This window comes from Plantimonas leprariae, from assembly GCF_008802405.1.
Classification (GTDB): domain Bacteria; phylum Pseudomonadota; class Alphaproteobacteria; order Rhizobiales; family Rhizobiaceae; genus Plantimonas; species Plantimonas leprariae.
Genome location: NZ_VZDO01000002.1, coordinates 44,785 through 70,272, shown reverse-complemented (window position 1 = coordinate 70,272; position 25,488 = coordinate 44,785). Strand labels below are relative to the sequence as shown.

Genomic DNA, 25,488 nt, shown 5'->3' with positions numbered 1-25,488 from the left:
ACGGCTAACAGCATCGGTCCGAAGGGCCGGAGCCATGCGATGAACCGGACGGACTTCTTTCCGCGAGGCCCTGGCATGCGGCTCGCCGATCTGGCGGCCGCCTGCGGCTGCGAGATCGGAGGCGGCGCAAGTCCGGACCTGCTGCTGTCCGGTGTCGCGGCCCTAGACGAGGCGGGGCCAGAGGACCTCGGCTTCTTCGACAACCTGCGGCATGCGGAGGCATTGAAGGCCACCCGGGCCGGCTGCGTCGTAGTGGCGGCGAAGAATGCCACGCTCGCGGCGTCCGGCCAGGCGCTGCTGATCTCGTCGCGCCCGTCCGACGCCTTCGCGGAAGCGGGCAGGGCGCTGTTCCCCCATGCGCTTCGCCCGGCCTCATGGCGCGCCGGGGACGCCATCTCGCCTCGCGCGTCGGTCGATCCGAGCGCCGTTCTCGAGGATGGCGTCGTCATCGACGACTTCGCGATCATCGCCGCCGGCGCCGCGATCGGGCGCGGCACGGTGATCGGCGCCGGGGCAGCCGTCGGGCCCGGCTGCCGCGTCGGCCGCGACTGCCGCATCGGGCCGCGCGTCACGCTGCAATATGCCCTCGTCGGAAACGGCGTGATCCTGCATCCCGGCGTCGCGATCGGTCAGGACGGCTTCGGCTATTCGGCAGGGCGCGCCGGCATCGCGAAAGTGGTGCAGGTCGGTCGCGTCATCATCCAGGACAGTGTCGAGATCGGCGCGAACACGACCGTGGATCGGGGCAGCGTCCGCGACACGGTGATCGGCGAAAACACGAAGATCGATAACCAAGTGCAGATCGCCCACAACGTCCGCATCGGCCGGAACTGCGTCCTCGTCGCGCATGTGGCGCTGGCCGGCAGCGTCACGCTTCGCGACGGCGTGTCGATCGGCGGCCAGACCGTCGTGAACAATCATGTGACGATCGGCGAAGGCGCGCGCATCGCCGCGGTCAGCAGCGTCGCCGACGACGTGCCGGCCGGCGCGACCCTCGGCGGCACCCCGGCAAAGCCCGTTCGGGACTGGTTTCGCGAGATCACATGGGTTAGCGAGATGGCGAAGGCCGGGCGGGGACGGAAGAATGAGCGAAGCAGCGACGGTGCTTGAAAGCATCGACATCCTGAAGATCCTGGAACTGCTGCCGCACCGCTACCCGTTCCTGATGGTGGACCGCATCGTCAACATCGAGGGCGACCGCAAAGCCGTCGGCATCAAGAACGTCACCGCGAACGAACCGCATTTTCTCGGCCATTTTCCCGGCCAGCCGGTGATGCCCGGCGTGCTGATCATCGAGGGCATGGCGCAGACCGCCGGCGCGATCTGCTGCAAGTCGATCGGCACGGCCACCGCACCGCTGGTCTATTTCATGACGATCGACAATGCGAAGTTCCGCAAGCCCGTCGTTCCCGGCGACCGGCTGGAATACCATGTCGAGCAGACCAAGCGCCGGGGCAATATCTGGCGCTTCGACTGCGTGGCCAAGGTCGACGACGGCAAGGTCGCCGAGGCGACGGTCAGCGCCATGCTCGTCACGCGCGACGACGGCTGACGGTCGAGGCGAACCTTGCCCATCGACATCCATCCGAGCGCCATCGTCGAGGACGGGGCGGAAATCGGCGACGGCAGCGTCGTCGGGCCGTTCTGCGTCGTCGGCCCGCAGGTCCGGCTCGGCGCCAACTCGAAGCTGCGCTCGCACGTCGTCCTCGCCGGCAACACGACGATCGGTCCGAACGCCGACATCTTCCCCTTCGCTTCGATCGGGCACGCGCCGCAGCACCTGAAGTACAAGGGCGAGGACACGCGCCTCGTCATCGGCGCGAACTGCCTCGTGCGCGAGCATGTGACGATGAACCCCGGCACCAGCCAAGGCCGCTGCGAGACCACGGTCGGCGACAACTGCTCGTTCTTCACCGCGGCGCACGTCGCGCACGATTGCATGGTCGGCGACAACGTGACGATCATCAACAACGTCATGCTGGCCGGCCACTGCGTCGTCGGCGACTTCGCCACCATCGCCGGCGGATCGGGCATCCACCAGTTCACCCGCATCGGCCATCACGCCTATATCGGCGGCCTGGCGGCGGTGGAGGGCGACGTGATCCCGTTCGGCATGGTGCTCGGCAACCGCGCCTACCTGTCCGGCCTCAACGTCATCGGTATGAAGCGCGCCGGCTTCAACCGCGAGGCGGTGCGCAACGTCCGCCGCGCCTATCGCATGCTGTTCTCCGACGACCTGACCTTCAAGGAGAACATGGAAGAGGTGCAGGCCGAATACCCGGACGATCCGCTGGTGCAGGACCTGCTCGGCTTCATCCGCTCCGGCGGCGACCGGGCGCTCTGCTTCCCGCGCAATGCCCGGCCGGACTAGCGGCGTGACGCGGTGACGCCGGCAGCCGGCATCGCGCCCGACAGGCCGGGGGAGCCGATCGGCATCGCCGCCGGCGGCGGCATCCTGCCGCGGATCGTCGTGGACGCGGCGCTGCGCGGCGGTTGGACGCCGCATGTGCTGAGCATCGCCGATGGCATCGACGCCGAGTGGAGCGGCCATCCGGCCCGGCGGATGGCGTGGGGGCAGCTCGGCGACGGGCTACGCTGGCTGGGCGCCGCCGGCGTCCGCAAGCTGGTGCTGTGCGGCACGGTGTCGGTTCGCCCCGACTTCCGCTCCATCCTGCCGACGCTCCACACGCTTCTGATGCTGCGGCAGATTTTCGCCGTGATCCGCGGCGGCGACGACAACCTGCTTCGCGCCGCGACGAAGACCTTCGAGGCGCGCGGCTTCCAGGTCGTCGCGGTGCAGGCCATCGCGCCGGAACTCGTCGCAGCGGAGGGCACTATCGCCGGCCCTCCGTTGCAGAAAGACGACGAGGCGGCGATCTCGCGCGGCTTCGCGGCGGCGCGGGCGCTCGGGCAGCTCGACATCGGACAGGCGGCCGTCGCGTCGCGGGACCGGGTGATCGCGCTCGAAGGCATCGAGGGCACGCGCGAGATGCTGGCTCGCGTCGCCGACCTTAGAGCGCGCGGCCGCGTCGGCCGGCACGAGCGCTGCGTTCTGGTGAAATGCCGCAAGCCCGCGCAGGACGACCGCTTCGACCTGCCGAGCATCGGCGCATCAACGCTGGACGAGGCGGCGGGGGCAGGGCTCGTCGGCATCGCCCTCAGCGCCGGACATTCGCTCCTGCTCGGCATCGACGACATCGCCCGCGGGGCGCGCGCGAAGGGCATCTTCGTCGTCGGCCGCCGGGACGACCGCCCATGAAGATCGCCTTCGTCGTCGGCGAGCATTCGAGCGACCAGCTCGGCGCGGCGCTCATCCGCGCATTGCGGCGGCGGGCGGATACGGCGATCGAGCCGATCGGGCTCGGCGGCGACGCGATGGCGGCCGAGGGCGTCGACACGATCTTCGACATCGACGAGCTGTCGATCATCGGCGTCGGCGCGGTGCTGGCACGGCTGCCGAAGCTGATGCACCGCCTGAACCAGACCGTGCGCTTCGTCGTCGATTCGAAGCCGGACGCGCTCGTCGCGATCGACAGCTACGCCTTCTCGCACCGCGTCGCGCGGCGGGTGCGCAGGCTCGCGCCCGGCATTCCGATCGTCAACTACGTGCCGCCGGCCGTCTGGGCCTATCACGGCGAGCGCGCCGCCGCGATGCGCCGCTACGTCGACCGCGTCGTCTCCGTCTTTCCGTTCGAGCCGGCGACCTATGCCGCGCTCGGCGGTCCGGAGGCGACCTATGTCGGCCACCCGTTGCTGGGCGATCCGCCCCTCCAACGCATCATGGCCGAGGACCGCCCAACGGCAGCCGGCCAGCCGCCGACGCTGCTGCTGCTGCCGGGTTCGCGCCGCGGGGAAGTGAACCGGCTCATCGACGATTTCGGCCGAACCCTCGCGATCCTGAACGAACGGATACCGAACCTGCGCGCCGTCCTGCCGACCGTGCCGAGGTTGGAAAGCATGATCCGCGAGCGTGTCGCAAGCTTTCCGGTGAAGCCGGAGGTGGTCGTCGGCAACGAGCGCAAATGGGCGGCTTTCGCGCAGGCCGATGCGGCGCTGGCGGCCTCGGGCACCGTCGCCCTGGAACTCGCGCTGGCGGGGGTGCCGATGGCGCTCTGTTATCGGCTCGATCCGATCAGCTATCGCCTGCGGCATCTGATCAGCGGATGGACGGCCGCCCTGCCGAACTACGTCGCCGGCCATCCGCTCGTCCCCGAGCACTTCCATGAGATGGTGCGCCCGGAACTGCTCGCTCGCAAGCTGGAGCGGCTGCTGACGGACACGCCTGAACGGCGGGCGCAGACGGAGGGGCTGGGAATCGTGCGCGAGCGCATGCGGATCGAAGGCGACCCGGCGGACGCCGCCGCCGGGATCGTGCTGGAAGCCATCGCCGAGCGCCGGCGATAGCAGCGCGGTCTCAGCCGCGCTGGTCGATCGGCAGGAAGTCCCGCCTCGGCTCGCCCGTATAGAGTTGGCGCGGGCGGCCGATGCGCTGGTGCGGGTCCTCGATCATTTCCTTCCACTGCGCGATCCAGCCGACGGTGCGCGCGACGGCGAAGAGCACGGTGAACATGTTGGTGGGGAAACCAAGCGCCTTCAGCGTGATGCCGGAATAGAAGTCGACGTTCGGATAGAGCTTCTTCTCGATGAAGTAGGGGTCGTGCAGCGCGATCTGCTCCAGCTCCAACGCGACTTCCAGCAGCGGATCGTCCTTGATGCCGAGCTCGTCCAGCACCTCGTGGCAGGTCTGCTGCATGATCTTCGCGCGCGGATCGTAGTTCTTGTAGACCCGGTGCCCGAAGCCCATCAGGCGGAACGGATCGTTCTTGTCCTTCGCCCGGTTGATGAACTCCGGGATGCGGTCCTTCGTGCCGATCTCGCCGAGCATGTTCAGCGCCGCCTCGTTGGCGCCGCCGTGCGCCGGGCCCCAGAGGCAGGCGATGCCGGCCGCGATGCAGGCGAACGGATTGGCGCCCGACGAACCGGCGAGGCGCACCGTCGAGGTCGAGGCGTTCTGCTCGTGATCGGCGTGGAGGATGAAGATCCGGTCCATGGCGCGGGCGAGGACCGGGTTGATCTCGTACTTCTCGCACGGAACCGAGAAGCACATGTTGAGGAAGTTCTCCGAATAGGAGAGGTGGTTCTGCGGGTAAACGAACGGCTGGCCGACATGGTACTTGTAGGCCATCGCGCCGAGCGTCGGAGTCTTCGCGATCATGCGGATCGAGGCCACCATGCGCTGGTGCGGGTCCGCGATGTCGGTCGAGTCGTGGTAGAAGGCCGAAAGCGCGCCGACCGAGCCGACCATGATCGCCATCGGGTGCGCATCCCGCCGGAAGCCGGAGAGGAAGCGCGACATTTGCTCGTGCACCATCGTGTGGTGCGTGACGCGGTGGTTGAAGTCCGCCTTCTCGCGCTCGGTCGGCAACTCGCCGTAGAGCAGCAGGTAGCAGGTTTCGAGGAAGTCGCCTTTCTCCGCGAGTTGCTCGATCGGGTATCCGCGATGCAGGAGGACGCCCTCGTCCCCATCGATATAGGTGATCTTCGACTCGCAGGAGGCAGTGGAGGAAAAACCCGGATCGTAGGTGAAGACGCCGGTATCCTTGTAAAGCGCGCTGATATCCACAACGTCCGGCCCGATCGTGCCGGTCAGCGTTTTCAGTTCCGCGTTCCTGCCGTTCACCGCGATTTTTGCCGCTGGTTTCGTCATGGATGGTCCCTTCCTCAAACGGGGCGCCTGCGTCGCATGCTGCGGTGCGAAAGCGTCGCGAGCGTTGCGTAGCGCCTGCGGCGTTCAGCGGCAAGCGCGCCTTTGAGACCTAGATATCGCCACGGTGGGCGAAGGCGAGAAGCGCCGCTTCAGCCGCGCGCCTGATCGTGAAGTCTGGCGAGCGATTCCTCCCGGCCGAGCACGACCAGAACGTCGAAGACGCCGGGCGAGGTCGAGCGACCGGTGAGAGCGGCGCGGAGCGGCTGCGCCACCTTGCCGAGCTTCAAACCGTTCGCTTCCGCATGCTCGCGCACCAGCGCCTCCAGCGCGTCGTGACTCCAGTCCGGCGCGGCTTCGAACCGCGGCAGGAGGGCGGCGACGATCTGCCGACCGCCATCGGCGAGGATCGCGGCGGCCTTGTCGTCCAGTTCCAGCGGGCGCGGCGCGAACAGGAAGGCGGAAGCGTCGAGAAGCTCGACCAGCGTCTTCGCCCGGTCCTTCAGACCGGGCATCGCGGCCTCGAGCTTCTCTCGTGCCTCCGTATCGGGAGCGGCCTTCACCGGCGACGCCTCGGGCAGGTGCTCGCGAACCGCCATGGCGGCGTCCGTCAGCTGCGCATCGTCGGCGGCGCGCATGTAAACGCCGTTCAGCGCGTTGAGCTTGGCGAAATCGAAACGCGCGGCGCCCTTGTTGACGTCGTCCACGTCGAACCAGCGGACCATGTCCTCGATCGACATGATCTCGTCGTCGCCGTGGCTCCAGCCGAGCCGCGCCAGATAGTTCAAGAGCGCCTCCGGCAGGTAGCCCATCTCGCGATAGGCCTCGACGCCGAGCGCGCCGTGGCGCTTCGAGAGCTTCGCGCCGTCCTCGCCGTGAATGAGCGGGATGTGCGCCATCACCGGAACGTCCCAGCCCATCGCCCGGTAGATGAGGGTCTGGCGGCCGGCATTGGTCAGATGATCGTCGCCCCGGATGATGTGGGTGACATCCATGTCATGATCGTCCACCACGACGGCGTGCATGTAGGTCGGCGTGCCGTCGGAGCGCAGCAGCACGAAATCGTCGAGGTCGCGGTTCGGGAAGCGCACCTCGCCCTGCACCCGGTCGTGCACGACCGTCTCGCCCTCCTGCGGCGCCCGTAAGCGGATCACCGGCTTCACGCCGGGCGGTGCCTCGGCGGGATCGCGGTCGCGCCAGCGGCCGTCGTAGCGGGGCGGGCGCTTCTCGGCCTTCGCCTTCTCGCGCATCTCCTCCAGCTCGGCCGGCGTCGCGAAGCAGAGATAGGCCTGGCCGCGCGCCAGCATCTCCTCGGCCACCTCGCGGTGGCGCGCGGCGCGCTCGAACTGCGAGATCGGCGGCTCGTCGGCATCGAGCCCGAGCCAGGATAGCCCGTCGATGATCGCGGTCACCGCCGCGTCGGTGGAGCGGACGCGGTCCGTATCCTCGATTCGCAGGAGCATCCTGCCGCCGGTGTGGCGGGCGTAAAGCCAGTTGAAGAGCGCGGTCCGCGCCCCGCCGATATGCAGGAAACCGGTGGGCGAGGGGGCGAAGCGCGTCACCACCTGATCCGTCATGTCGAATATCCCGTGCGCAGCCGCGTTTCGCCGCCATTTTCCGATCGGCGAGGTCGGCGGGGTGTGTAGCATAGGAGGAACGGGACTCAAGACGACGGCCGATCGGCCGCATGCTGCCGACAGATGAGCGCGACGGAGGGATCACGGACGGCGGATAACGCCCTCGGCGCGGAGCCGCAGTTCGGTTCCGTCCGTCTTCGGTCGGCGCGCTTTTGGTCCCGCTTCCGCATGTGGCTCGGCGAGCAGATCGCGGTCGAAACGGAGGCCCGGACCAGCTTCTACCTGCTGCCGCTCGGCCTGATGCTCGGCATCCTCGCCGTCTACGGCGCGGACTGGCGTCCGTCGCTGTCGGTCTGTCTCGTCACGGCTGCAGGGCTGGCCGGCCTCGGCTGGGCGCGCCCGGCCGCGAAGGTTCCGATGTTCGCCGCCTTCGTCGCGCTCGGCGCGGCATCGGCGGCCTATGAGCTTCAACGCGTCGATACCGTCATCTTCTCGGGCGAGGCGACGGTGCGGATCGACGGACGCGTGCTCTGGCGCGACCGGGACGAGCGGGGCCGGATGCGGTATCTCGTGGCGATCGAGCGGACCGAGCGGCCGACGCTGTCGCGGCCGCCACAGCACGCCGAAATCCTCGTCACGGCGAGGCACGCGCCGATCGAGGTCGGGCAGCGATATCGCGGTCTGGTGCGGCTGCGCGCACCTTCAGGGCCGGCGCTTCCCGGCGGCTACGACTTCGCCTTCGGCGCGTTCTTCGAAGGCCTCGGCGCCTACGGCTTCGCGCTCGGCGCGCCCGGCCCGACGCCGCCGGACGAGGCCGCGCCGACGCTGACCGCGACCGAGCGCTTCGTGCGGATGCGCCTCGCGATCAGCGATCGCATCCGGTCGGTGATCGACGGCCCGGAAGGCGCGGTCGCGGCCGCGATCATTTCCGGCGAGCGTTCGGGCATCCCGGACGACGTGGAGCGATGGCTGCGCGTCACCGGCCTGTCGCATGTGCTCTCGATCTCCGGCCTCCACATGGCGCTCGTCGCGGGCTTCGCGATGGTGCTGGTGCGATGCGCCTGCGCCTCCGTGCCGAGCGTGGCGCTGCGACTGCCGGCGAAGAAGCTCGCGGCCGTCGTCGCGCTCGGAGTGTCGGCCTTCTACCTTGCGCTGGCCGGCCTCGACGTCGCGACGACCCGCTCGTTCCTGATGATCGCGATCATGCTGACGGCGGCGCTGTTCGACCGGGCGGCGCTTACGCTGCGCAACGTGGCGCTGGCCGCGATCGTGATCTTCCTGACGACGCCGCATGCCCTCCTGACGGCCAGCTTCCAGATGTCGTTCGGGGCGACGGCGGCCATCGTCGGGATCTACGGAGCGCTGACCCGCTGGCACCGGAAGCGATCCGACGGGACGAGCGAGCGTTTCGTCGTTCGGCTGCTGCTGTTCTTCGTCGGCATCGCCGTGACCTCGACCGTCGCTGGCATCGCGACCGCGCCGTATGCCGCCTATCACTTCCAGCGGATGGCGCCCTTCGGCCTCGTCGCGAACATGCTGACGCTGCCGATCTTCTCGTTCTGGATCATGCCGCTGGCGCTCGTCGCGATGGTCGCCATGCCGTTCGGGCTCGATGCCGCGCCGTTCTGGCTCTTGGGGAAGGGGCTGACGCTCGTCTTCGCCATCGCCCGCTACCTGGCCGAGCGGCTGCCCGACGCTCCGACCGGCCTCCTGACGAACATCGGCTTGGCTATCCTAACGCTCGCGCTGCTCACCGCCTGCTTTCTCGCGAGCCGGTTGCGTCTGGTCGCGATCCCGACGGCGCTGGTCGGTCTGCTGCTCGTGCCCGACCGCACCGCGCCTCCGGAACTCCTTGTCTTCGAGGATGGAAGGGAGGTCGCGATCATCGACGCCGATGGCCGCCTCTCGCCGTTGAAGGCCCGGCCGAACGGCTTTGTTTTCGGCCAGTGGGAGCGCGCCTATCCCGGGCCGGCAGATACGCGGGCCACCGATGCGAAAAACCCGGCCTTCGCTTGCGAAACGATCGAAGAAAGCAGTTCGGCAGAGCCTGAAAGCTCCGCCGCGGGCGCGCCAGCGAAGGGCGAGAAAGTGAAGAGGGCCGCGCCGCGCCGCTACTGCCGGGCCACGACACGGACCGGGATACGTGTCGTCTGGACGGACGACTACCGCCGGCTCGGCCAGGCCTGCGACGAAAGCGACGTCGCGATCGTCGCCCGAGTGGTTCGACTGACCGTCTGCCGCTCCGCCGCGCGGCTCGTCACACTGCGCACGCTCCGAACGACAGGCTCACTCTCGATAGCGCGTGAAGCGACAGCAGGCGGGATCGCCGTCACCTCGGCCATCCGCATGCCTTCGGAAGAATGGAACCGCCACCGCGCCGCTCCGTGGCCGGAGGCATGGCGCAAACCCACGGACGGCGATGCGTCGGCGACACCCTAGCGAGCGCGGCGGGTGTCCGCAGCTTGATCGCTACCGGCTCAGTACCGACGGATGAGGCCGACCAGCTTGCCCTGCACCTTCACGCGGTCCGCGCCGAAGATGCGCGTCTCGTAGGCCGGGTTCGCCGCTTCCAGCGCCACCGTGTCGCCGCGCTTGCGGAAGCGCTTCAAGGTCGCCTCCTCGTCGTCGACGAGGGCCACGACGATCTCGCCCTGCGTCGCGACCTCGGACTTGCGGATGATGACCGTGTCGCCGTCGAGGATGCCGGCCTCGATCATCGAGTCGCCCTTCACCTCCAGCGCGTAGTGCTCGCCCGCGCCCAGCATATCCGGCGGCATCTGGATGTGGTGCGTATTGTTCTGGATCGCGGCGATCGGCACACCGGCGGCGATGCGCCCCATGACCGGAATGCCGATCGACTGATTCGCCGATGGGAAAGCGCGAACCACCTTCTCGGACGCCTCGGGTGCCGGAGCGCGCACGCCCTTGGAGCCGTCGATGACGCTCGGCGTGAAGCCGGTGCGGGATTTCTGCGCCCGCTGCGAGATCGATTCGGGCAGCCGGAGAACCTCCAGCGCGCGGGCTCGGTTCGGCAGCCTTCGGATGAAGCCGCGTTCTTCCAGCGCGGTGATCAGGCGATGGATGCCCGACTTCGACTTGAGGTCGAGCGCGTCCTTCATCTCGTCGAAGGACGGCGGGACGCCGGCGTCCTGCAGGCGCTGGTGGATGAAGAGCAGGAGATCGTGCTGTTTGCGGGTCAACATGGCGGTGGACTCACCAAAACAAAACCTGAACAATGAGTATATGTTCTAGTTGTGTTCCGCAAGCGTTCAACGTTTAGGACAGCGCGATGTACCGACAGAGGTCGCCACGCTGAGCGGCAGGGGCATGGGGCGGGCGCAGGAGGAGCGCGTCGGCCGCGGCAAAGACCGACAGGAGCGAGGAATCCTGCCGGCCGAACGGGTTGACGATCGGGGTTACGGCGGACGCTTCGTCCAGCGTCGCGCGGATGTAGTCGGCGCGTTCGTCGTTCGCGGCCATCTCCGCCCCGAGAACGCCCTCGCGGTAGACGATGGGATTCGGCACGCCGCCGAGCGCCTGGACGAGCGGTTTCAGGAACAGCGTCGCCGTGACCATGCTGGAGGCCGGATTGCCGGGCAGCCCGAGCACGTGCATGGCCCCGAGCCGCCCGGCCATCAGCGGCTTGCCCGGCCGCATCGCGACCTTCCAGAAGTCGAGCGCCACGCCGCGCGACGCGAAGACCTCGCCGACGAGGTCGTGGTCGCCGACCGAAGCGCCGCCGATGGTGACGAGGATGTCGATATCTTCCGCCGCCGCGCGGTCGACGAGCGCGCCTATCGCGCCCTCGTCGTCGCGGGCGATGCCGTAGTCGAAGAGCTCGGCTCCGGCCCTCTCCGCAATCGCGGCGATGCCGAAGGTGTTCGAGGCGACGATCTGCGAAGGACCGATCGGTTCGCCGGGAAGAACGAGTTCGTCCCCGGTGGCGAGGATGGCGACGCGCGGGCGGCGGACGACTTCGACGCTCGGATGGCCGCCGCTCGCAGCGAGCGCGATCCGTCCGGCGGAAAAGCGGGACGCTCCGGAGACGAGCACGTCGCCGCTCGCGAAATCCGCGCCGGCACGCCGGATATGGCGGCCGGTGTCGACGGCCGAGGTCGGCCGGATCGTTCCGGTTTCCGTGCGCTCGGCGTTCTCCTGGATCAGGATCGCGTCGGCGCCCTTTGGCACCGGCGCGCCGGTGAAGATGCGGACGCACTCGCCGGCGGCAATCGTGCCATCGAAGGAGCGGCCTGCGGCCGATTCGCCGATCACGCGAAGGTCGCGAAACGGGGCCGCGCAGTCCGCCGCGCGAACGGCATAGCCATCCATCGCCGAGGCCGGAAAGCCGGGCTGCGTGCGGTTCGCGACAAGGTCGCGCGCAAGGACGCGCCCGAACGCCTGTCGCAGCGGCACCGTCTCGGTTTCCGCCAGCGGTTCGGCGCGTCCGACGATGCGAGCGAAGGCTTCCTCGACGGAGATCACGTCGCGGCCGCTGCGCTCGGCGCGGTCCAGTCGCCGGAGCGGCCACCGGACTTTTCGACGACGCAGACCCCGGTGATCGTCATGCCGCGGTCGACCGCCTTCGCCATGTCGTAGATCGTGAGGCAGGCGACCGAGGCGGCGGTGAGCGCTTCCATCTCGACGCCGGTCTTGCCGGTGAGGCTCACGGTCGCGGTGACCAGGAGGCCTGGCAGGGCAGGGTCCGGTTCGATCGAGACGTCGATCTTCTCGAGAAGCAGCGGATGACAGAGCGGTACGAGTTCCGAGGTGCGCTTCGCCGCCATGATGCCCGCGATGCGCGCGGCTCCGAAGACGTCGCCTTTCTTCAGGTTGCCGGCCTCGATGGTGCGCAGCGTTTCCGCCGCCATCGCGACCCGGCCCTCCGCCACCGCGACCCGCCGCGTCGCCTGCTTCCCGCCGACATCGACCATCGAGGCCGCGCCGCCGGGATCGAGATGCGTGAGGCGCGCCTCGCTCATGCCGCGGCTTCCGCCGCCGCCGGGAGGGCGAGAAGCGCGCGGGTGGCCGCTTCGACATCGGCTTGCCGCATCAGGCTTTCGCCGACGAGGTAGGTGCGGATGCCGTCGCGGGCGAGAAGGTCGCAGTCCGTCGCGGTAAAGATGCCGCTCTCGCCGACGAGGATGCGGTCCGGCGGCGCCAGCTTCGCCAGCCGGCTGGACGTCGCGAGGTCCGTCTCGAACGTTCGGAGATTGCGGTTGTTGATCCCGAGCAGCGGCGAGCGGAGTCGCAGCGCGCGTTCCGTCTCCGCTTCGTCGTGGACTTCGATCAGCACGTCCATGCCGTAGGCGAGCGCGGCCGCTTCGAGGTCGGCGGCGAGCGCGTCGTCGACGGCCGCCATGATGATCAGGATCGCGTCCGCGCCCCAGGCCCGCGCCTCGGCGACCTGATAGGTGTCGAACATGAAATCCTTACGCAGGGCGGGGAGGGCGGTGGCGTCGCGGCCCGCGGCGAGGAACGCCGGATCGCCCTGGAACGACGGCTTGTCGGTGAGGATGCTGAGGCAGGCCGCACCGCCGCGCTCGTAGGCCTGCGCCAGCGACGGCGGATCGAAGTCGGCGCGGATCAGCCCCTTCGATGGGCTCGCCTTCTTGATCTCTGCGATCAGCGCGTATTGGCCGGCGGCATGCTTCGCACCGATGGCCTTGGCGAATCCGCGCGGGAGAGAAACGTCGCGTGCCGCCGCTTCCACCTCGGCGAGCGAGCGCTCGCGCTTGGCGTTGGCGATCTCGTCCCGTTTGTAGGCCTCGATTTTCCTCAGGATGTCCGTCACGCGGCCATGCCTCCGGGCTGGTTGGATGCGGCAATCAGCTTTTCCAGCGCGGCGAGCGCGCGACCGTCGTCGATCGCCTCGGCCGCCAGCGCGATGCCGCCTCGAAGATCGGAGGCGCGTTCCGCCATCACCAGCGCACCCGCCACGTTCAGAAGCACGATGTCGCGATACGGGTTCCGCGCGCCCTCCAGCACGGCGCGGAGCGCCGCGGCGTTCGCGGTGCCGTCGCCGCCGCGGATCGCCTCAATCCCGACGCGTTCGATCCCGACCTCTTCCGGCGTCACGGTGAAACGCTCGACGCGCCCGTCCTTCCAAGCGGCGACGTCGGTCGTGCCGCAGGTCGTCATCTCGTCGATGCCTTCGCCGTGGACGACCCAGACGCTGCGCGCGCCGAGCGATCCCAGCGCTTCGGCCACCGGCACCAGCCATTCCGGCGCGTAGACTCCGACCAGCATCCGGTCGACCGAGGCGGGGTTCGACAGCGGCCCGAGCAGGTTGAAGATCGTGCGGGTGCCGAGCTCGACGCGTGTCGGGCCGACGAAGCGCATCGCCGAATGATGCAGCGGCGCGAACATGAAGCCGATCCCGGCCGCCGCGATGGCGCGGGAAATGCCGGCCGGCGCGAGATCGACGTTCACGCCGAGCGCGGTCAGCACGTCGCCCGAGCCGGAACGGGAGGAGAGGGCGCGGTTGCCATGCTTGGCGACGACAAGGCCGCAGCCGGCCGCGACGAAGGCGGCGCAGGTCGAGACGTTCAGGGTGCCGGCATGGTCGCCGCCGGTGCCGACGATGTCGATCGCGTCGGCCGGCGCGGCGACGGGCAGCATGTTGGCGCGCATCACCGACACCGCGCCGGCGAGCTCGTCGACCGTCTCGCCGCGAACCCGCAGCGCCATCAGGAAGCCGCCGATCTGCGACGGCGTCGCCTCGCCGGCCATGATGATGCCGAAGGCTTCTTCCGCCTCGGCGCGCGTCAGCGCGAAGCCGCCCGCGACCTTCGCGAGATGCGGCTTCAGCGATACGCTCATCGGACCGATGCCTGGATCTGCGCGATCGCCTGCGGATGGGGGACGACCTGGAGGTCCTGCCGCAGCCCGTCGACATAGGATTGCAGGAGATCGTTCTGCACGTACTGGTCGAGCTGGTCGGCGTCGCTGTCCTTGATCGACTTCAGCGGGTCGATCGGCGGGGCGACGGAGGCGACCCTCATGAGCAGTCGCGAAGCACCGTCCGGGCCGGTCGCGATGGCCGTCAGCCCTTCCTTGCCGGCGAAGGCCTTCTCGGCGCCTTCGCCGCCGAGCTGGCCGGAGGCGGTCTGCCGGGTGACAGCGGGCGCGGTCTCCTTCGTCAGCTTCTCTGCGCTCGCGATGGCGTCGAGCGACTCGCCGCCGTCCAGCCGCTTCTTGAGTTCCGTCGCCCGTTCGCCGACGAGGCGCTGCGCTTCATCGGACTTCCAGTCGGCGACGACCTTGGCGCGCACGTCGTCGAGCGTGCGGTCGCGCGCCGGATCGATCTTCGTCACCTCGTAGATCAGCGCGCCGGACGGCTGGAGGTCGATCACCGGATTCTCGGCGCCGATGTCGGCGGCGAAGACGCCGTCGAGAAAACCCTCGGCCTGCGGCAGGTCGGCGACTGGCTTCTCGTCCGGCGCCTCGCCGACGCGCGATACGGCCGGCACGCTCTTCAAGGCGACGCCGGCGCGCTGCGCCGCCTCCTTCAGCGTCGCGCCGCCGGCGCGGGCATCGTCGAAGGTGTTGCGAGCCTGCTGGACCTCGTCGTTCGCGATCTGCAGCGCCAGCCGCTGGCGGACGTCGTCGCGCACCTCGTCGAGCGGCTTCACGACTTCTGGCTCGGTCTTCAGGATGCGCAGGAGCGCCGGCCCGAACGCGCCGTTCACGACTTCCGAGACCTGACCGGGCTGGAGCGCGAAGGCGGCGTCGGCGATGGACTTGTCGCGGATCTCGGATTTCGCGCGCAAGCCCAGATCGGAGACGGACGGCTTCTGGCCGTTCGCCGCGGCGGCAAGCTGCTCGACCGGTGTGCCGCCGGCGAGCTGCGCCCGCGCGGCGGTCGCGGCGGCTGCATCCGAAAAGAGGAGCTGCTGCACCTGCCGGCGCTCCGGCGTCGTGTAGCGGCTCTTGGCGCGATCGTATTCGCGCTGGACATCCTCGTCGGTCACGGCAGCCGGATCGGACAGGGCTTCCGGCGTCAGCAGCACGTAGTCGACGGCGCGGTATTCCGGCGCGCGGTAGCGCTGCTTGTTCGTGTCGAAGTACTTCGCCAGTGCGTCCGGCGCGGGCTCGGCGATCGGCTCGACGGAGGCGGTCGGGATGGTCAGGTAGTCCACCGTCCGGCGCTCGTCGGAATAGAGGCCGAAGGCGGTGCGGACGGCCAGCGGGGCCGTGGCGCCGCGCGCGACTGCATCGACGAGCTGACTGCTCGCGGCGTTCCGCTGCCGGTTGCGGATGAAGCCGTTCTCCGACATGCCGATGCCGTTCAGGAACTGGCGGAACGCGTCGCGCGAGAAGTTGCCCGTCCCGTTATGGAAGGACGGATCCTCGGAGATCAGCTGGGCGAGCCGTTCTTCCGACATGCCGAGGTCGAGGCGGCGTGCCTGCTCGTCCAGCGCGGCATCGGTTATCAGCTGCGACAGGACGCGCTGCTCGATGCCCTGCTGTACGGCTTCCTCCTTCGTGGGACGGCGCTGGAGCTGCCTGGCGATCACGACCTCGAACTGGCGCCAAGCCAGCAGGTAGTCCTCGAAGCCGAGCTTCGTCCGCCCGGCGGACACCACCGTGGTCGACTGGCCGCCCTGGAAGAACCCGGCGAAGCCCGTCACCACGAAGCCGACCACGACGAGGCCGAGAATGCCCTTGGCGATCAGGCCGGACGTCTTGTTGCGCAGCGTCTTCAGCATCGTGCGGGGAAACCTTGAGCCTCGTCTCGACCCGGCTATAGGAAAATGCGGGAGAGAGACGCAAGCAGCGCGCCGTTGAATTTCTCGTGCCGCCGCAGCATCCGCCGGCGCGGCGAAAGGATTTGGATTTGCCGGACGCCTCCTATAAGAGGCAGCCACTTCGATCCTCCTTTTGAAATTCCTGATGGACACAATCCTCATCATCATTCACCTGATGATCGTGCTCGCGCTCATCGTGGTGGTTCTGCTGCAGCGTTCCGAAGGCGGGGCGCTGGGCATCGGCGGCGGCGGGGGCGGGCTGATGACGGCCCGCGGCGCGGCGAACGCCCTGACCCGCACCACGGCGATTCTCGCGGCCGGCTTCTTCATCACCTCGCTGGCGCTCGGCCTGACCGCCCGCTACGGCGCGCGCCCGACCGACATCCTGAACCGCATTCCGGCGAACCAGTCGGCCCCGGCCGGTAACAACGGCGCGCCCGCGAACGGCGGCGGCAACGGGGCGGAGGGCAACCTCCTCGATCAGCTCGGCGGCATGCCGTCGTCGCCCGCTGCCCCGGCCGCAGGCGGAACGCAGACGCCGGCCGGCACGCCAGCCACAGCCGATCCGGCGATCACGCCGTCGCCCAACGCCACCACTGGCCCGACGATGGACGCGCCGGCTCCGGCCCAGCCGTCCGGGGGCGGCGCTTCACCCGCGCCTGCCGCCACGCAGCCGGCGACCCCGCCGGCCGCGACGACGCCGGCTCCCGCTGCGACGACCGCACCGGCTCCGGCCGGGCAGACGACCCCGGCGCAGTAGGCGTTTCGCCGCAGGCAGCATCGCGAAGGGCGTCCCGTCGGGGCGCCCTTTTCATGTGCGCGGCTATTTGGGGACTGGCGGAATCGCGATCGTCCCGATATCGGGAGGCTCCATGGCGCGATACATCTTCATTACCGGCGGCGTGGTCTCCTCTCTCGGCAAGGGCATCGCGTCGGCGGCGCTCGGCGCATTGCTGCAGGCCCGCGGCTACCGCGTGCGGCTGCGCAAGCTCGATCCGTACCTGAACGTCGATCCGGGGACGATGAGCCCGACGCAGCACGGCGAGGTCTTCGTCACCGACGACGGCGCGGAGACCGACCTCGACCTCGGCCACTACGAGCGCTTCACCGGCCGCTCGGCGAACCGGATGGACAACATCACCACCGGCCGCATCTACATGGACCTCATCGCCAAGGAGCGGCGGGGCGACTTCCTCGGCGCGACAGTGCAGGTGATCCCGCACGTCACCGACGCGATCAAGGCGTTCATCCTCGACGGCAACGAGGACTACGACTTCGTGCTGTGCGAGGTCGGCGGCACGGCGGGCGACATCGAGGCGATGCCGTTCATGGAGGCGATCCGCCAGCTCGGCAACGACCTGCCGAGGAACGGCGCGATCTACGTCCACCTGACGCTGATGCCCTACATCGCGACGGCGGGCGAGCTGAAGACCAAGCCGACGCAGCACTCGGTGAAGGAACTGCGCTCGATCGGTATCCAGCCGGACATCCTCTTGGTTCGCGCCGACCGGCCGATCCCGAAGGAGGAACGGCGGAAGATGAGCCTCTTCTGCAACGTGCGCGAGACGGCGGTCATCCAGGCGCTCGACGTGCAGACGATCTACGACGTGCCGATCGCCTATCACGCGGAAGGGCTCGACACGGAGGTGCTCGCCGCCTTCGGCATCGATCCTGCGCCGAAGCCGCAGCTCGGCCGCTGGCGGCAGATCGTCGACGGCGTGCGCAACCCCGAAGGCGAGGTCACGATCGCGGTGGTCGGCAAGTACACCGGACTGAAGGACGCCTACAAATCGCTGATCGAGGCGCTGCAGCACGGCGGCCTCGCCAACAAGGTCAGCGTCAACGTCGACTGGATCGAATCGGAGGTCTTCGAGCAGGAGGACCCGGCGCCGTATCTGGAGCGTGTCAATGGCATCCTCGTGCCGGGCGGCTTCGGCGAGCGCGGCTCGGAGGGCAAGATCCTCGCGGCGAAGTTCGCGCGCGAGCATCAGGTGCCGTATTTCGGTATCTGCTTCGGCATGCAGATGGCGGTGATCGAGGCGGCGCGCTCGCTGGCGGGCATCGAAAACGCCTCGTCCACCGAGTTCGGCCCGGCGGAGGAGCCGCTGGTCGGCATGATGACCGAGTGGATGCGCGGCAACGAGCTGGAACAGCGCAAAGCAGAAGGCGATCTCGGCGGCACGATGCGGCTCGGCGCCTATCGCGCCAGCCTCAAGGCCGGCTCGAAGATCGCCGACATCTACGGCGACACCGAGATCACCGAGCGGCACCGCCACCGCTACGAGGTGAACCGCGCCTACAAGGAGCGGCTGGAGGAGGCGGGCCTCCATTTCGCCGGCATGTCGCCGGACGGGCTCCTGCCCGAGACGATCGAGCTGCCCGACCATCCTTGGTTCATCGGCGTCCAGTATCATCCGGAGCTGAAGTCGCGGCCGTTCGAGCCGCATCCGCTGTTCCGCTCGTTCATCGCCGCCTCCGTCGAGCAGTCGAGGCTGGTGTGAGCGGGTCGGCAGGCCGCTTCGTAGACCATGTGGTCATGCCGGTGGCGGGCCTCGCGTCCGCGCGGGCGCTGTTCGAAGGTCTCGGTTTTACCGTGGCGCCCGATGCAGCGCATCCGTTCGGCACCGGCAATGCCTGCGTGTTCCTCGCCGACGGCATCTATATCGAGCCGCTGGCGGTGCTCGACCGCGACCTCGCCGAATCGGAGGCGGTGCAGGGCAACGCGTTCCTGCGCCGCGACGTCGCCTATCGGCTGCGCCACGCGCTCCCCGGCTTTTCCGGCGTGGCACTGCGGAGCGACGACGCCGAGGCCGACAACCAGGCATTCCGCGCCGCCAGCTTCGAGGCGGGCGACATCCTGGAGTTCGGCCGCCGGTTCGAGACGCCGGACGGCGAGGCGCGCGACCTCCGCTTTCGGCTGGCCTTCGCCGGCGAGCGGCACGCGCCGGAAACCTTCGTGTTCTCGTGCCAGCGGCTGTTCGATGCCGCGCCCGATCGCGGCGCGCTGACGGCGCACGCGAACGGCGTCTCCGGGCTTCAGCGTCTCGTCTATTCGGCGATGGAGCCGGAGGCGACCCGGCCGTTCCTCGAAACCGTGCTCGGCAGTTCGGCGGTGGTGGCGAACTCGTACGGCTTCTCGCTGACGATCGGCAACGCGGTGGTCGAAGTGCTGGGGCCGGACGGCCTCGCCGCGCGTTACGGCGAGGCGAGAGGCGATGCGGCGGGCCTCCGCTTCGTCGGCCTCGTTTTGGAGACGGCCGACATGGAGCGGGTGCGGCCGCTGGCTGCCGCGGCCGGGCTGCAGGCCGTGGACATCCTCGGGCGGCTCGTCGTGCATATGCCGGAGCCGAGCGCGGCCTTCCTCGCCTTCGAGACCGCCGTCCGCTAGGGTTTCGTCCCGGCCTCCAGGCGGAAATCCGCGCCGCACTGTTCAAACCTTCACCGGCTTCGTCTATGAGCGGCGCGACTTCGGCGCTCACAGGAGAAACGGACATGGCCGCGATCATCGACATCGTCGGACGGGAGATACTGGACAGCCGGGGCAACCCGACGGTCGAGGTCGACGTCGTGCTCGAAGACGGCTCGATGGGCCGCGCCGCCGTGCCCTCCGGCGCGTCGACCGGCGCCTACGAGGCGGTGGAGCTGCGCGACAGCGACAAGCGCTACGGCGGCAAGGGCGTGTCGAAGGCGGTCGAGGCCGTCAACGGCGAGATCATGGAGGCGCTGATCGGCGTCGAGTCCGAGAACCAGCTCGCCATCGACCGGATGCTCCGCGACCTCGACGGCACGGAGAACAAGTCGCGTCTCGGCGCGAACGCCATCCTCGGCGTCTCGCTGGCGGTGGCGAAGGCGTCCGCCGACTCCTGCGGCCTGCCGCTCTACCGCTATGTCGGCGGCGCGTCGGCGCACGTTCTTCCCGTTCCGATGATGAACATCATCAACGGCGGCGCGCATGCCGACAACCCGATCGACTTCCAGGAATTCATGGTGATGCCGGTCGGCCTGCCGACCTTCTCCGAAGCGCTGCGCGCCGGTGCCGAGATCTTCCATGCGCTGCGCAAGGACCTGAAGAACGCTGGCCACAACACCAATGTCGGCGACGAGGGCGGCTTCGCCCCCAACCTCGGCTCGGCGCGCGACGCCCTCGATTTCGTGCTGAAGTCGATCGAGTCCGCCGGCTACAAGCCGGGCGAGGACGTGTACCTCGCGCTCGACTGCGCCTCGACCGAGTTCTTCAAGGGCGGCGCCTACGACCTCGAAGGCGAGGGCCGCAAGCTCTCATCCGAGGACATGGCGAACTACCTGATCGAGCTCTCGAACAGCTACCCGATCGTCTCCATCGAGGACGGCATGGCGGAGGACGACTGGAACGGCTGGAAGGTGCTGACCGACAAGGCGGCCGGCAAGCTGCAGCTCGTCGGCGACGATCTGTTCGTCACCAATTCGAAGCGCCTGCGCGAGGGCATCGAGAAGGGCGTCGCGAACTCGATCCTCGTGAAGGTCAACCAGATCGGCTCGCTGTCGGAGACGCTCGACGCCGTCAGCGTCGCGAACCGCGCCGGCTACACCGCCGTCATGTCGCACCGCTCGGGTGAGACGGAAGACTCGACCATCGCCGACCTCGCGGTCGCGACGAACTGCGGGCAGATCAAGACCGGCTCGCTGTCGCGCTCGGACCGGCTGGCGAAGTACAACCAGCTCCTGCGCATCGAGCAGGAACTCGGCGACCAGGCCGTCTACGCCGGCCGCTCGATCCTGCGGCGCTGATCGGCGGCTTTCACCGCCTTCGCTCGTCGTCCCAGGTCCGACTTGGGACGACGATCCTCGCAGCGCGTGACCAAAGCGTATGCGCGCCAAGCGCAGGCAGGCTTAACCGCCCGTTAAAGCCGCGGTGCGATGTTTGCCAAATGGCAAAACTCATGCTCACCAGGCAGTATCGCAAGTCGAAGCTCGCCAAGCTCATCGTGCCGGCGGTGACCTGCAGCTTCCTCGCCTATTTCGCGATCCATGCGCAGAGCGGACGCTACGGCCTCGAAGCCAAGCAGCAGCTCGTCCAGACGCTTGCGAACTCGCAGGGTGCATACGAAAAGCTGCGCAAGCAGCGGGAGCGGTTGGAGCAGCGCGTGCAGCTTCTTCACGACGGGACGCTCGACCGCGACATGATCGACGAGCGCGCGCGACAGGCGCTGAACTACTCGACGGCCGACGAGGTCGTCATCCTACGGTAGTGAACCGGGATATAGTTCATTCTACTGCATCGCAACAATTGAACCGAACGTAGGTTGAAACTTCCGGTCGCGCTTGCGGCCGCATCCGCCATGGCTATATTCGCGCGCTAAATGCATCCTGTTCTGGATGCGAGGGCGACACGGAGAGGCGCGATGGCCGCGACCAGACAGAAGAAAGCCCCCCAGGCCGAGACGGCTCCGACGGCATCCGAGATCGTCCGCACGCTGGAGCAGTTCGAGGCTCCGGCGCCGCAGTCCTTCTCGAAGGACGACGACCTTCGCGCCTACCGCGACATGCTGCTGATCCGCCGCTTCGAGGAGAAGGCCGGCCAGCTCTACGGCATGGGCTTCATCGGCGGCTTCTGCCACCTCTACATCGGCCAGGAGGCCGTGGTCGTCGGCATGCAGATGGCGATGCGGGAGGGCGATCAGGTCGTTACCGGCTATCGCGACCACGGCCACATGCTCGCCACCGGCATGGAGTCGCGCGGCGTGATGGCCGAGCTCACCGGCCGCCGCGGAGGCTACTCCAAAGGCAAGGGCGGCTCGATGCACATGTTCTCGAAGGAGAAGGCCTTCTACGGCGGCCATGGCATCGTCGGCGCGCAGGTGCCGATCGGCACCGGCCTCGCCTTCGCCAACCGCTATCGCGACGACAAGTCCGTTTCCATCACCTATTTCGGCGACGGCGCGGCGAACCAGGGGCAGGTCTACGAGGCCTTCAACATGGCCTCGCTGTGGAAGCTGCCGGCCGTCTACGTGATCGAGAACAACCGTTACGCCATGGGCACGGCGGTGAACCGCGCTTCGGCCGAGACGAACTTCGCCCACCGCGGCATCTCCTTCAAGGTGCCGGGCATCCAGGTCGACGGCATGGACGTGCGGGCCGTGAAGGCGGCCGGCGATCTGGCGCTGGCGCATTGCCGGGACGGCAAGGGTCCGATGATCCTGGAGATGATGACCTACCGCTATCGCGGCCACTCGATGTCCGATCCCGCCAAGTACCGCTCTCGCGACGAGGTGCAGCGGATGCGCGCCGAGAACGACCCGATCGAGAAGGTGCGCAGCCGTTTGATCAACGATTTCGGCGTGTCTGAAGGCGACCTGAAGGCGATCGACAAGGACGTGCGCGACACGGTGGCGGATGCGGCCGACTTCGCGCAGAACGATCGCGAGCCGGACGTTTCCGAGCTCTGGACGGACATTTACGCCGACGACGTGCCGCAGGCGGCCGAGTAAGGCGGGAGAGCGCGAGATGCCGACCGAGATCCTGATGCCCGCCCTGTCTCCGACCATGGAGGAGGGCACGCTGTCGAAATGGGTGAAGAACGAGGGTGACACGGTCTCGGCCGGCGACGTGATCGCCGAGATCGAGACCGATAAGGCGACGATGGAGGTCGAAGCCGTCGACGAGGGCACGCTCGGCAAGATTCTCGTCCAGGCCGGCACCGAGGGCGTGAAGGTCAACGCGCCGATCGCGATCCTGCTCGCCGAGGGCGAGGACAAGGCGGCGCTGAACGGTGCGGCGTCGTCCGGCGGGGTCGGTGCGGCGAAACCGGCCGAGGAGAAGCCGGCTGCGCCGGCGAAGACCGAGGATTTCGCCGGTGAGAAGGCGACGTCGGAGGGCACGGCCGGGCCGAAGACGGTTCCCGCCGAAGGCATGAAGCATCCCGAGCCGGAGGACGTGGACGGCGACCTGCCGGAAGTGCCGGAAGGCGCGGAGATGGTCACCACGACCGTCCGTGAGGCCTTACGCGACGCGATGGCCGAGGAGATGCGGCGCGACGACCGCGTGTTCCTGATGGGCGAGGAAGTCGCCGAGTATCAGGGCGCCTACAAGATCAGCCAGGGGCTGCTGGAGGAGTTCGGCGCGCGCCGCGTGGTCGATACGCCGATCACCGAGCACGGCTTCGCCGGCCTCGGCGTCGGCGCGGCCTTTGGCGGCTTGAAGCCGATCGTCGAGTTCATGACCTTCAACTTCGCCATGCAGGCAATCGACCAGATCATCAACTCGGCGGCGAAGACCCTTTACATGGCCGGCGGCCAGATGGGCTGCCCGATCGTGTTCCGCGGCCCGAACGGCGCGGCGGCCCGCGTCGCGGCGCAGCACAGCCAGGACTATGCCGCCTGGTACGGCCACATCCCCGGCCTCAAGGTGGTGATGCCGTTCACGGCGGCCGACGCGAAGGGCCTCTTGAAGTCCGCGATCCGCGATCCGAATCCGGTCGTGTTCCTGGAGAACGAGATCCTCTACGGCCAGTCGTTCGAGGTGCCGAAGGTCGACGACTGGCTCGTCCCGATCGGCAAGGCGCGCATCCACCGCAAGGGCAAGGACGTGACGCTCGTCTCGTTCGGCATCGGCATGACCTACGCCGTGAAGGCGGCCGAGGAACTCGCGAAGGAGGGGATCGAGGCCGAGATCGTCGATCTTCGGACGATCCGCCCGATCGATCTCGACACGGTGATCCGCTCGGTGAAGAAGACGAACCGCTGCGTGACGGTGGAGGAGGGCTGGCCGCAGGGCTCGGTCGGCTCGCATATCGCGTCCGAACTGATGGTGCAGGCCTTCGACCATCTCGACGCGCCGGTGCTGAAGATCACCGGCAAGGACGTGCCGATGCCCTACGCAGCCAACCTCGAGAAGCTCGCGCTGCCTTCGGTCAAGGAAGTGATCGATGCCGTGAAGGCGGTCTGCTACCGAAGCTGACGCGGGTGGCAGGAGCCTGCCGCCTTCCTATCGCTTGCATTCGCGAAGAGCCGATCGACGCTCTTTCATGGAGATCGCCAGATGCCCATCAACGTGACGATGCCGGCGCTCTCGCCCACCATGGAAGAGGGCAACCTCGCCAAGTGGCTGGTGAAGGAGGGCGATCAGGTTTCGGCCGGCGACGTGATCGCCGAGATCGAGACCGACAAGGCGACGATGGAGGTCGAGGCCGTCGACGAGGGCAAGGTCGCGAAGATCGTCGTGCCGGCCGGCACGGAAGGCGTGAAAGTGAACGCCGTGATCGCGATCCTGGCCGGCGAAGGCGAGGACGCCGGCAGCGCATCGGCTGAGCCGAAGCCGACGGCGGGCGGCACGCCGGCCAACGAGAACGCCCGCGCCGACGATGCCGTGGTCGGCACGCTTGACGACGCGAAGGACCCCGAGCGGCAGGGCTACGCCAAGGCGGACGAGACGGCGGCGATCGGGCGGCCGAACGGCGAGGCGCCGCGCGCGGCCGGGCAGGGTGGTTCGGCCGGAGAAGTGCAGAGCCGCGTCTTCGCCTCGCCGCTGGCGCGGCGGCTGGCGAAGGAACAGGGCATCGACCTGTCGGGCGTCACCGGTTCCGGGCCGCACGGCAGGATCGTGAAGGCCGACCTCGAAGGCGCGGCGAAGGGCGGCGCGAAGCCGGCAACGGCCGCCGCCACGCCGGACACCCCGAAACCCGCGCCGGCGGCCGAAGCCGCATCGGCACCCGTCCAGCCGAAGGCCCAAAGCGACGCCCAGATCCTCAAGCTCTTCGCGGAAGGCTCCTACGAGAAGGTGCCGCACGACGGCATGCGCAAGACCATCGCGCGCCGCCTCGTGGAAGCGAAGACGACGATTCCGCACTTCTACCTGACGGTCGACTGCGAACTCGACGCGCTGCTGGCGCTGCGCTCGCAGCTCAATGCCGCCTCGCCGCTCGTGAAGACGGATGCCGGCGACAAACCGGCCTACAAGCTGTCGGTCAACGACATGGTCATCAAGGCGATGGCCAAGGCGCTGAACGCGGTGCCGGAGGCCAACGTCTCGTGGACCGAGGGCGCGATGCTGAAGCACAAGTCCGTCGATGTCGGCGTCGCCGTGTCGATCGACGGCGGCCTCATCACGCCGATCGTGCGGAAAGCCGACCAGAAGACGCTTTCGACCATCTCGAACGAGATGAAGGACCTCGCCAAGCGGGCACGCTCGCGCAAGCTGAAGCCCGAGGAGTACCAAGGCGGCACGACCGCCATCTCGAATCTCGGCATGTTCGGCATCCGCGATTTCGCGGCGGTCATCAACCCGCCGCACGCGACGATCCTCGCGGTCGGGGCAGGGGAGCAGCGCGCGGTGGTGAAGAACGGCGCGGTGGTGGTCGCGACCGTGATGTCCGTGACGCTCTCCACCGATCACCGGGCGGTCGACGGCGCGCTCGGCGCGGAGCTGCTGCAGGCCTTCAAGGGCTTCATCGAGAACCCGATGGGCATGCTCGTCTGAGGAGCAT

Annotated in this window: 22 protein-coding genes; 14 read left to right on the top strand and 8 right to left on the bottom strand. The window is 68.5% G+C overall.

Annotation, left to right across the window (positions count from 1 at the left end):
* Positions 1-39: 39 nt before the first annotated feature.
* Genes lpxD through lpxB form a run of 5 tightly spaced genes read left to right on the top strand, consistent with a single transcriptional unit; the run spans position 40 to position 4,404 of the window.
* A complete protein-coding gene (gene lpxD / locus F6X38_RS02895) occupies positions 40-1,110 on the top strand; it encodes a UDP-3-O-(3-hydroxymyristoyl)glucosamine N-acyltransferase (RefSeq protein ID WP_150968049.1) in 1,071 nt (356 codons plus the stop codon).
* Positions 1,085-1,552 carry a 3-hydroxyacyl-ACP dehydratase FabZ gene (gene fabZ, locus F6X38_RS02890; RefSeq protein ID WP_150968048.1) on the top strand — a complete coding sequence of 156 codons (468 nt, stop codon included), beginning with the start codon at positions 1,085-1,087 and terminating at the stop codon, positions 1,550-1,552. Before lpxD ends, fabZ begins: the two co-directional genes overlap by 26 nt.
* 15 nt (positions 1,553-1,567) lie before the next feature.
* A complete protein-coding gene (gene lpxA, locus F6X38_RS02885; protein WP_150968047.1) occupies positions 1,568-2,371 on the top strand; it encodes an acyl-ACP--UDP-N-acetylglucosamine O-acyltransferase in 804 nt (267 codons plus the stop codon).
* 12 nt (positions 2,372-2,383) lie between these two features.
* Entirely contained in the window at positions 2,384-3,259 is an 876-nt protein-coding gene (locus F6X38_RS02880; protein WP_150968046.1) for an LpxI family protein, read from the top strand.
* A complete protein-coding gene (gene lpxB, locus F6X38_RS02875) occupies positions 3,256-4,404 on the top strand; it encodes a lipid-A-disaccharide synthase (RefSeq protein WP_150968045.1) in 1,149 nt (382 codons plus the stop codon). Before F6X38_RS02880 ends, lpxB begins: the two co-directional genes overlap by 4 nt.
* 10 nt (positions 4,405-4,414) lie before the next feature.
* Here the strand turns inward: lpxB and gltA are convergent, their stop codons facing one another.
* Both gltA and gltX read right to left on the bottom strand, forming a co-directional pair.
* Positions 4,415-5,707 carry a citrate synthase gene (gene gltA, locus F6X38_RS02870; RefSeq protein WP_150968044.1) on the bottom strand — a complete coding sequence of 431 codons (1,293 nt, stop codon included), beginning with the start codon at positions 5,705-5,707 and terminating at the stop codon, positions 4,415-4,417.
* 149 nt (positions 5,708-5,856) lie between these two features.
* Positions 5,857-7,281 (bottom strand): glutamate--tRNA ligase, encoded by a 1,425-nt coding sequence (gltX, locus tag F6X38_RS02865; RefSeq protein WP_150968043.1) that lies wholly within the window; start codon positions 7,279-7,281, stop codon positions 5,857-5,859.
* A gap of 228 nt (positions 7,282-7,509) precedes the next feature.
* Between gltX and F6X38_RS02860 the strand changes: the two genes are divergently transcribed.
* Positions 7,510-9,720 (top strand): ComEC/Rec2 family competence protein, encoded by a 2,211-nt coding sequence (locus F6X38_RS02860; RefSeq protein ID WP_161992596.1) that lies wholly within the window; start codon positions 7,510-7,512, stop codon positions 9,718-9,720.
* Between the two features lie 38 nt (positions 9,721-9,758).
* Here F6X38_RS02860 and lexA read toward each other — a convergent pair whose 3' ends face one another.
* The 6 genes from lexA to F6X38_RS02830 form a co-directional block, all read right to left on the bottom strand.
* Positions 9,759-10,484 carry a transcriptional repressor LexA gene (lexA, locus tag F6X38_RS02855; RefSeq protein ID WP_150968041.1) on the bottom strand — a complete coding sequence of 242 codons (726 nt, stop codon included), beginning with the start codon at positions 10,482-10,484 and terminating at the stop codon, positions 9,759-9,761.
* A gap of 73 nt (positions 10,485-10,557) precedes the next feature.
* Positions 10,558-11,763, bottom strand: coding sequence for a molybdopterin molybdotransferase MoeA (locus tag F6X38_RS02850; RefSeq protein WP_246191167.1), 1,206 nt, complete (start codon positions 11,761-11,763; stop codon positions 10,558-10,560).
* On the bottom strand, positions 11,760-12,260 hold the full coding sequence (moaC, locus tag F6X38_RS02845; RefSeq protein WP_150968040.1) for a cyclic pyranopterin monophosphate synthase MoaC: 501 nt from the start codon (positions 12,258-12,260) through the stop codon (positions 11,760-11,762). The genes F6X38_RS02850 and moaC overlap by 4 nt, the downstream gene beginning before the upstream one ends.
* Positions 12,257-13,072: an indole-3-glycerol phosphate synthase TrpC gene (trpC, locus tag F6X38_RS02840; protein WP_150968039.1), complete on the bottom strand. Its 816-nt coding sequence runs from the start codon at positions 13,070-13,072 to the stop codon at positions 12,257-12,259. The genes moaC and trpC overlap by 4 nt, the downstream gene beginning before the upstream one ends.
* Complete coding sequence (trpD, locus tag F6X38_RS02835) at positions 13,069-14,100, bottom strand: anthranilate phosphoribosyltransferase (protein WP_150968038.1); 1,032 nt, start codon at positions 14,098-14,100, stop codon at positions 13,069-13,071. Before trpD ends, trpC begins: the two co-directional genes overlap by 4 nt.
* The gene (locus tag F6X38_RS02830; protein WP_161992595.1) at positions 14,097-15,989 is read right to left on the bottom strand and encodes a peptidyl-prolyl cis-trans isomerase; all 1,893 of its coding nucleotides are present in this window, start codon (positions 15,987-15,989) and stop codon (positions 14,097-14,099) included. The genes trpD and F6X38_RS02830 overlap by 4 nt, the downstream gene beginning before the upstream one ends.
* A gap of 184 nt (positions 15,990-16,173) precedes the next feature.
* Here F6X38_RS02830 and secG point away from each other — a divergent pair, with 184 nt between their 5' ends.
* From secG to F6X38_RS02790, 8 genes are all read left to right on the top strand, one after another.
* Positions 16,174-16,788: a preprotein translocase subunit SecG gene (gene secG / locus F6X38_RS02825; RefSeq protein ID WP_150968036.1), complete on the top strand. Its 615-nt coding sequence runs from the start codon at positions 16,174-16,176 to the stop codon at positions 16,786-16,788.
* A gap of 112 nt (positions 16,789-16,900) precedes the next feature.
* Complete coding sequence (gene pyrG / locus F6X38_RS02820; protein ID WP_150968035.1) at positions 16,901-18,529, top strand: CTP synthase; 1,629 nt, start codon at positions 16,901-16,903, stop codon at positions 18,527-18,529.
* Entirely contained in the window at positions 18,526-19,416 is an 891-nt protein-coding gene (locus tag F6X38_RS02815; protein WP_150968034.1) for a VOC family protein, read from the top strand. The genes pyrG and F6X38_RS02815 overlap by 4 nt, the downstream gene beginning before the upstream one ends.
* A 104-nt stretch (positions 19,417-19,520) precedes the next feature.
* Positions 19,521-20,795 carry a phosphopyruvate hydratase gene (gene eno / locus F6X38_RS02810; RefSeq protein ID WP_150968033.1) on the top strand — a complete coding sequence of 425 codons (1,275 nt, stop codon included), beginning with the start codon at positions 19,521-19,523 and terminating at the stop codon, positions 20,793-20,795.
* 140 nt (positions 20,796-20,935) lie between these two features.
* Positions 20,936-21,256 carry an FtsB family cell division protein gene (locus F6X38_RS02805; RefSeq protein ID WP_246191166.1) on the top strand — a complete coding sequence of 107 codons (321 nt, stop codon included), beginning with the start codon at positions 20,936-20,938 and terminating at the stop codon, positions 21,254-21,256.
* Between the two features lie 153 nt (positions 21,257-21,409).
* Positions 21,410-22,495: a pyruvate dehydrogenase (acetyl-transferring) E1 component subunit alpha gene (gene pdhA / locus F6X38_RS02800; protein WP_150968032.1), complete on the top strand. Its 1,086-nt coding sequence runs from the start codon at positions 21,410-21,412 to the stop codon at positions 22,493-22,495.
* A gap of 16 nt (positions 22,496-22,511) precedes the next feature.
* Positions 22,512-23,963, top strand: coding sequence for a pyruvate dehydrogenase complex E1 component subunit beta (locus F6X38_RS02795; RefSeq protein ID WP_150968031.1), 1,452 nt, complete (start codon positions 22,512-22,514; stop codon positions 23,961-23,963).
* Between the two features lie 81 nt (positions 23,964-24,044).
* Positions 24,045-25,481, top strand: coding sequence for a pyruvate dehydrogenase complex dihydrolipoamide acetyltransferase (locus F6X38_RS02790; RefSeq protein WP_150968030.1), 1,437 nt, complete (start codon positions 24,045-24,047; stop codon positions 25,479-25,481).
* The last annotated feature ends 7 nt before the right edge of the window (positions 25,482-25,488 follow it).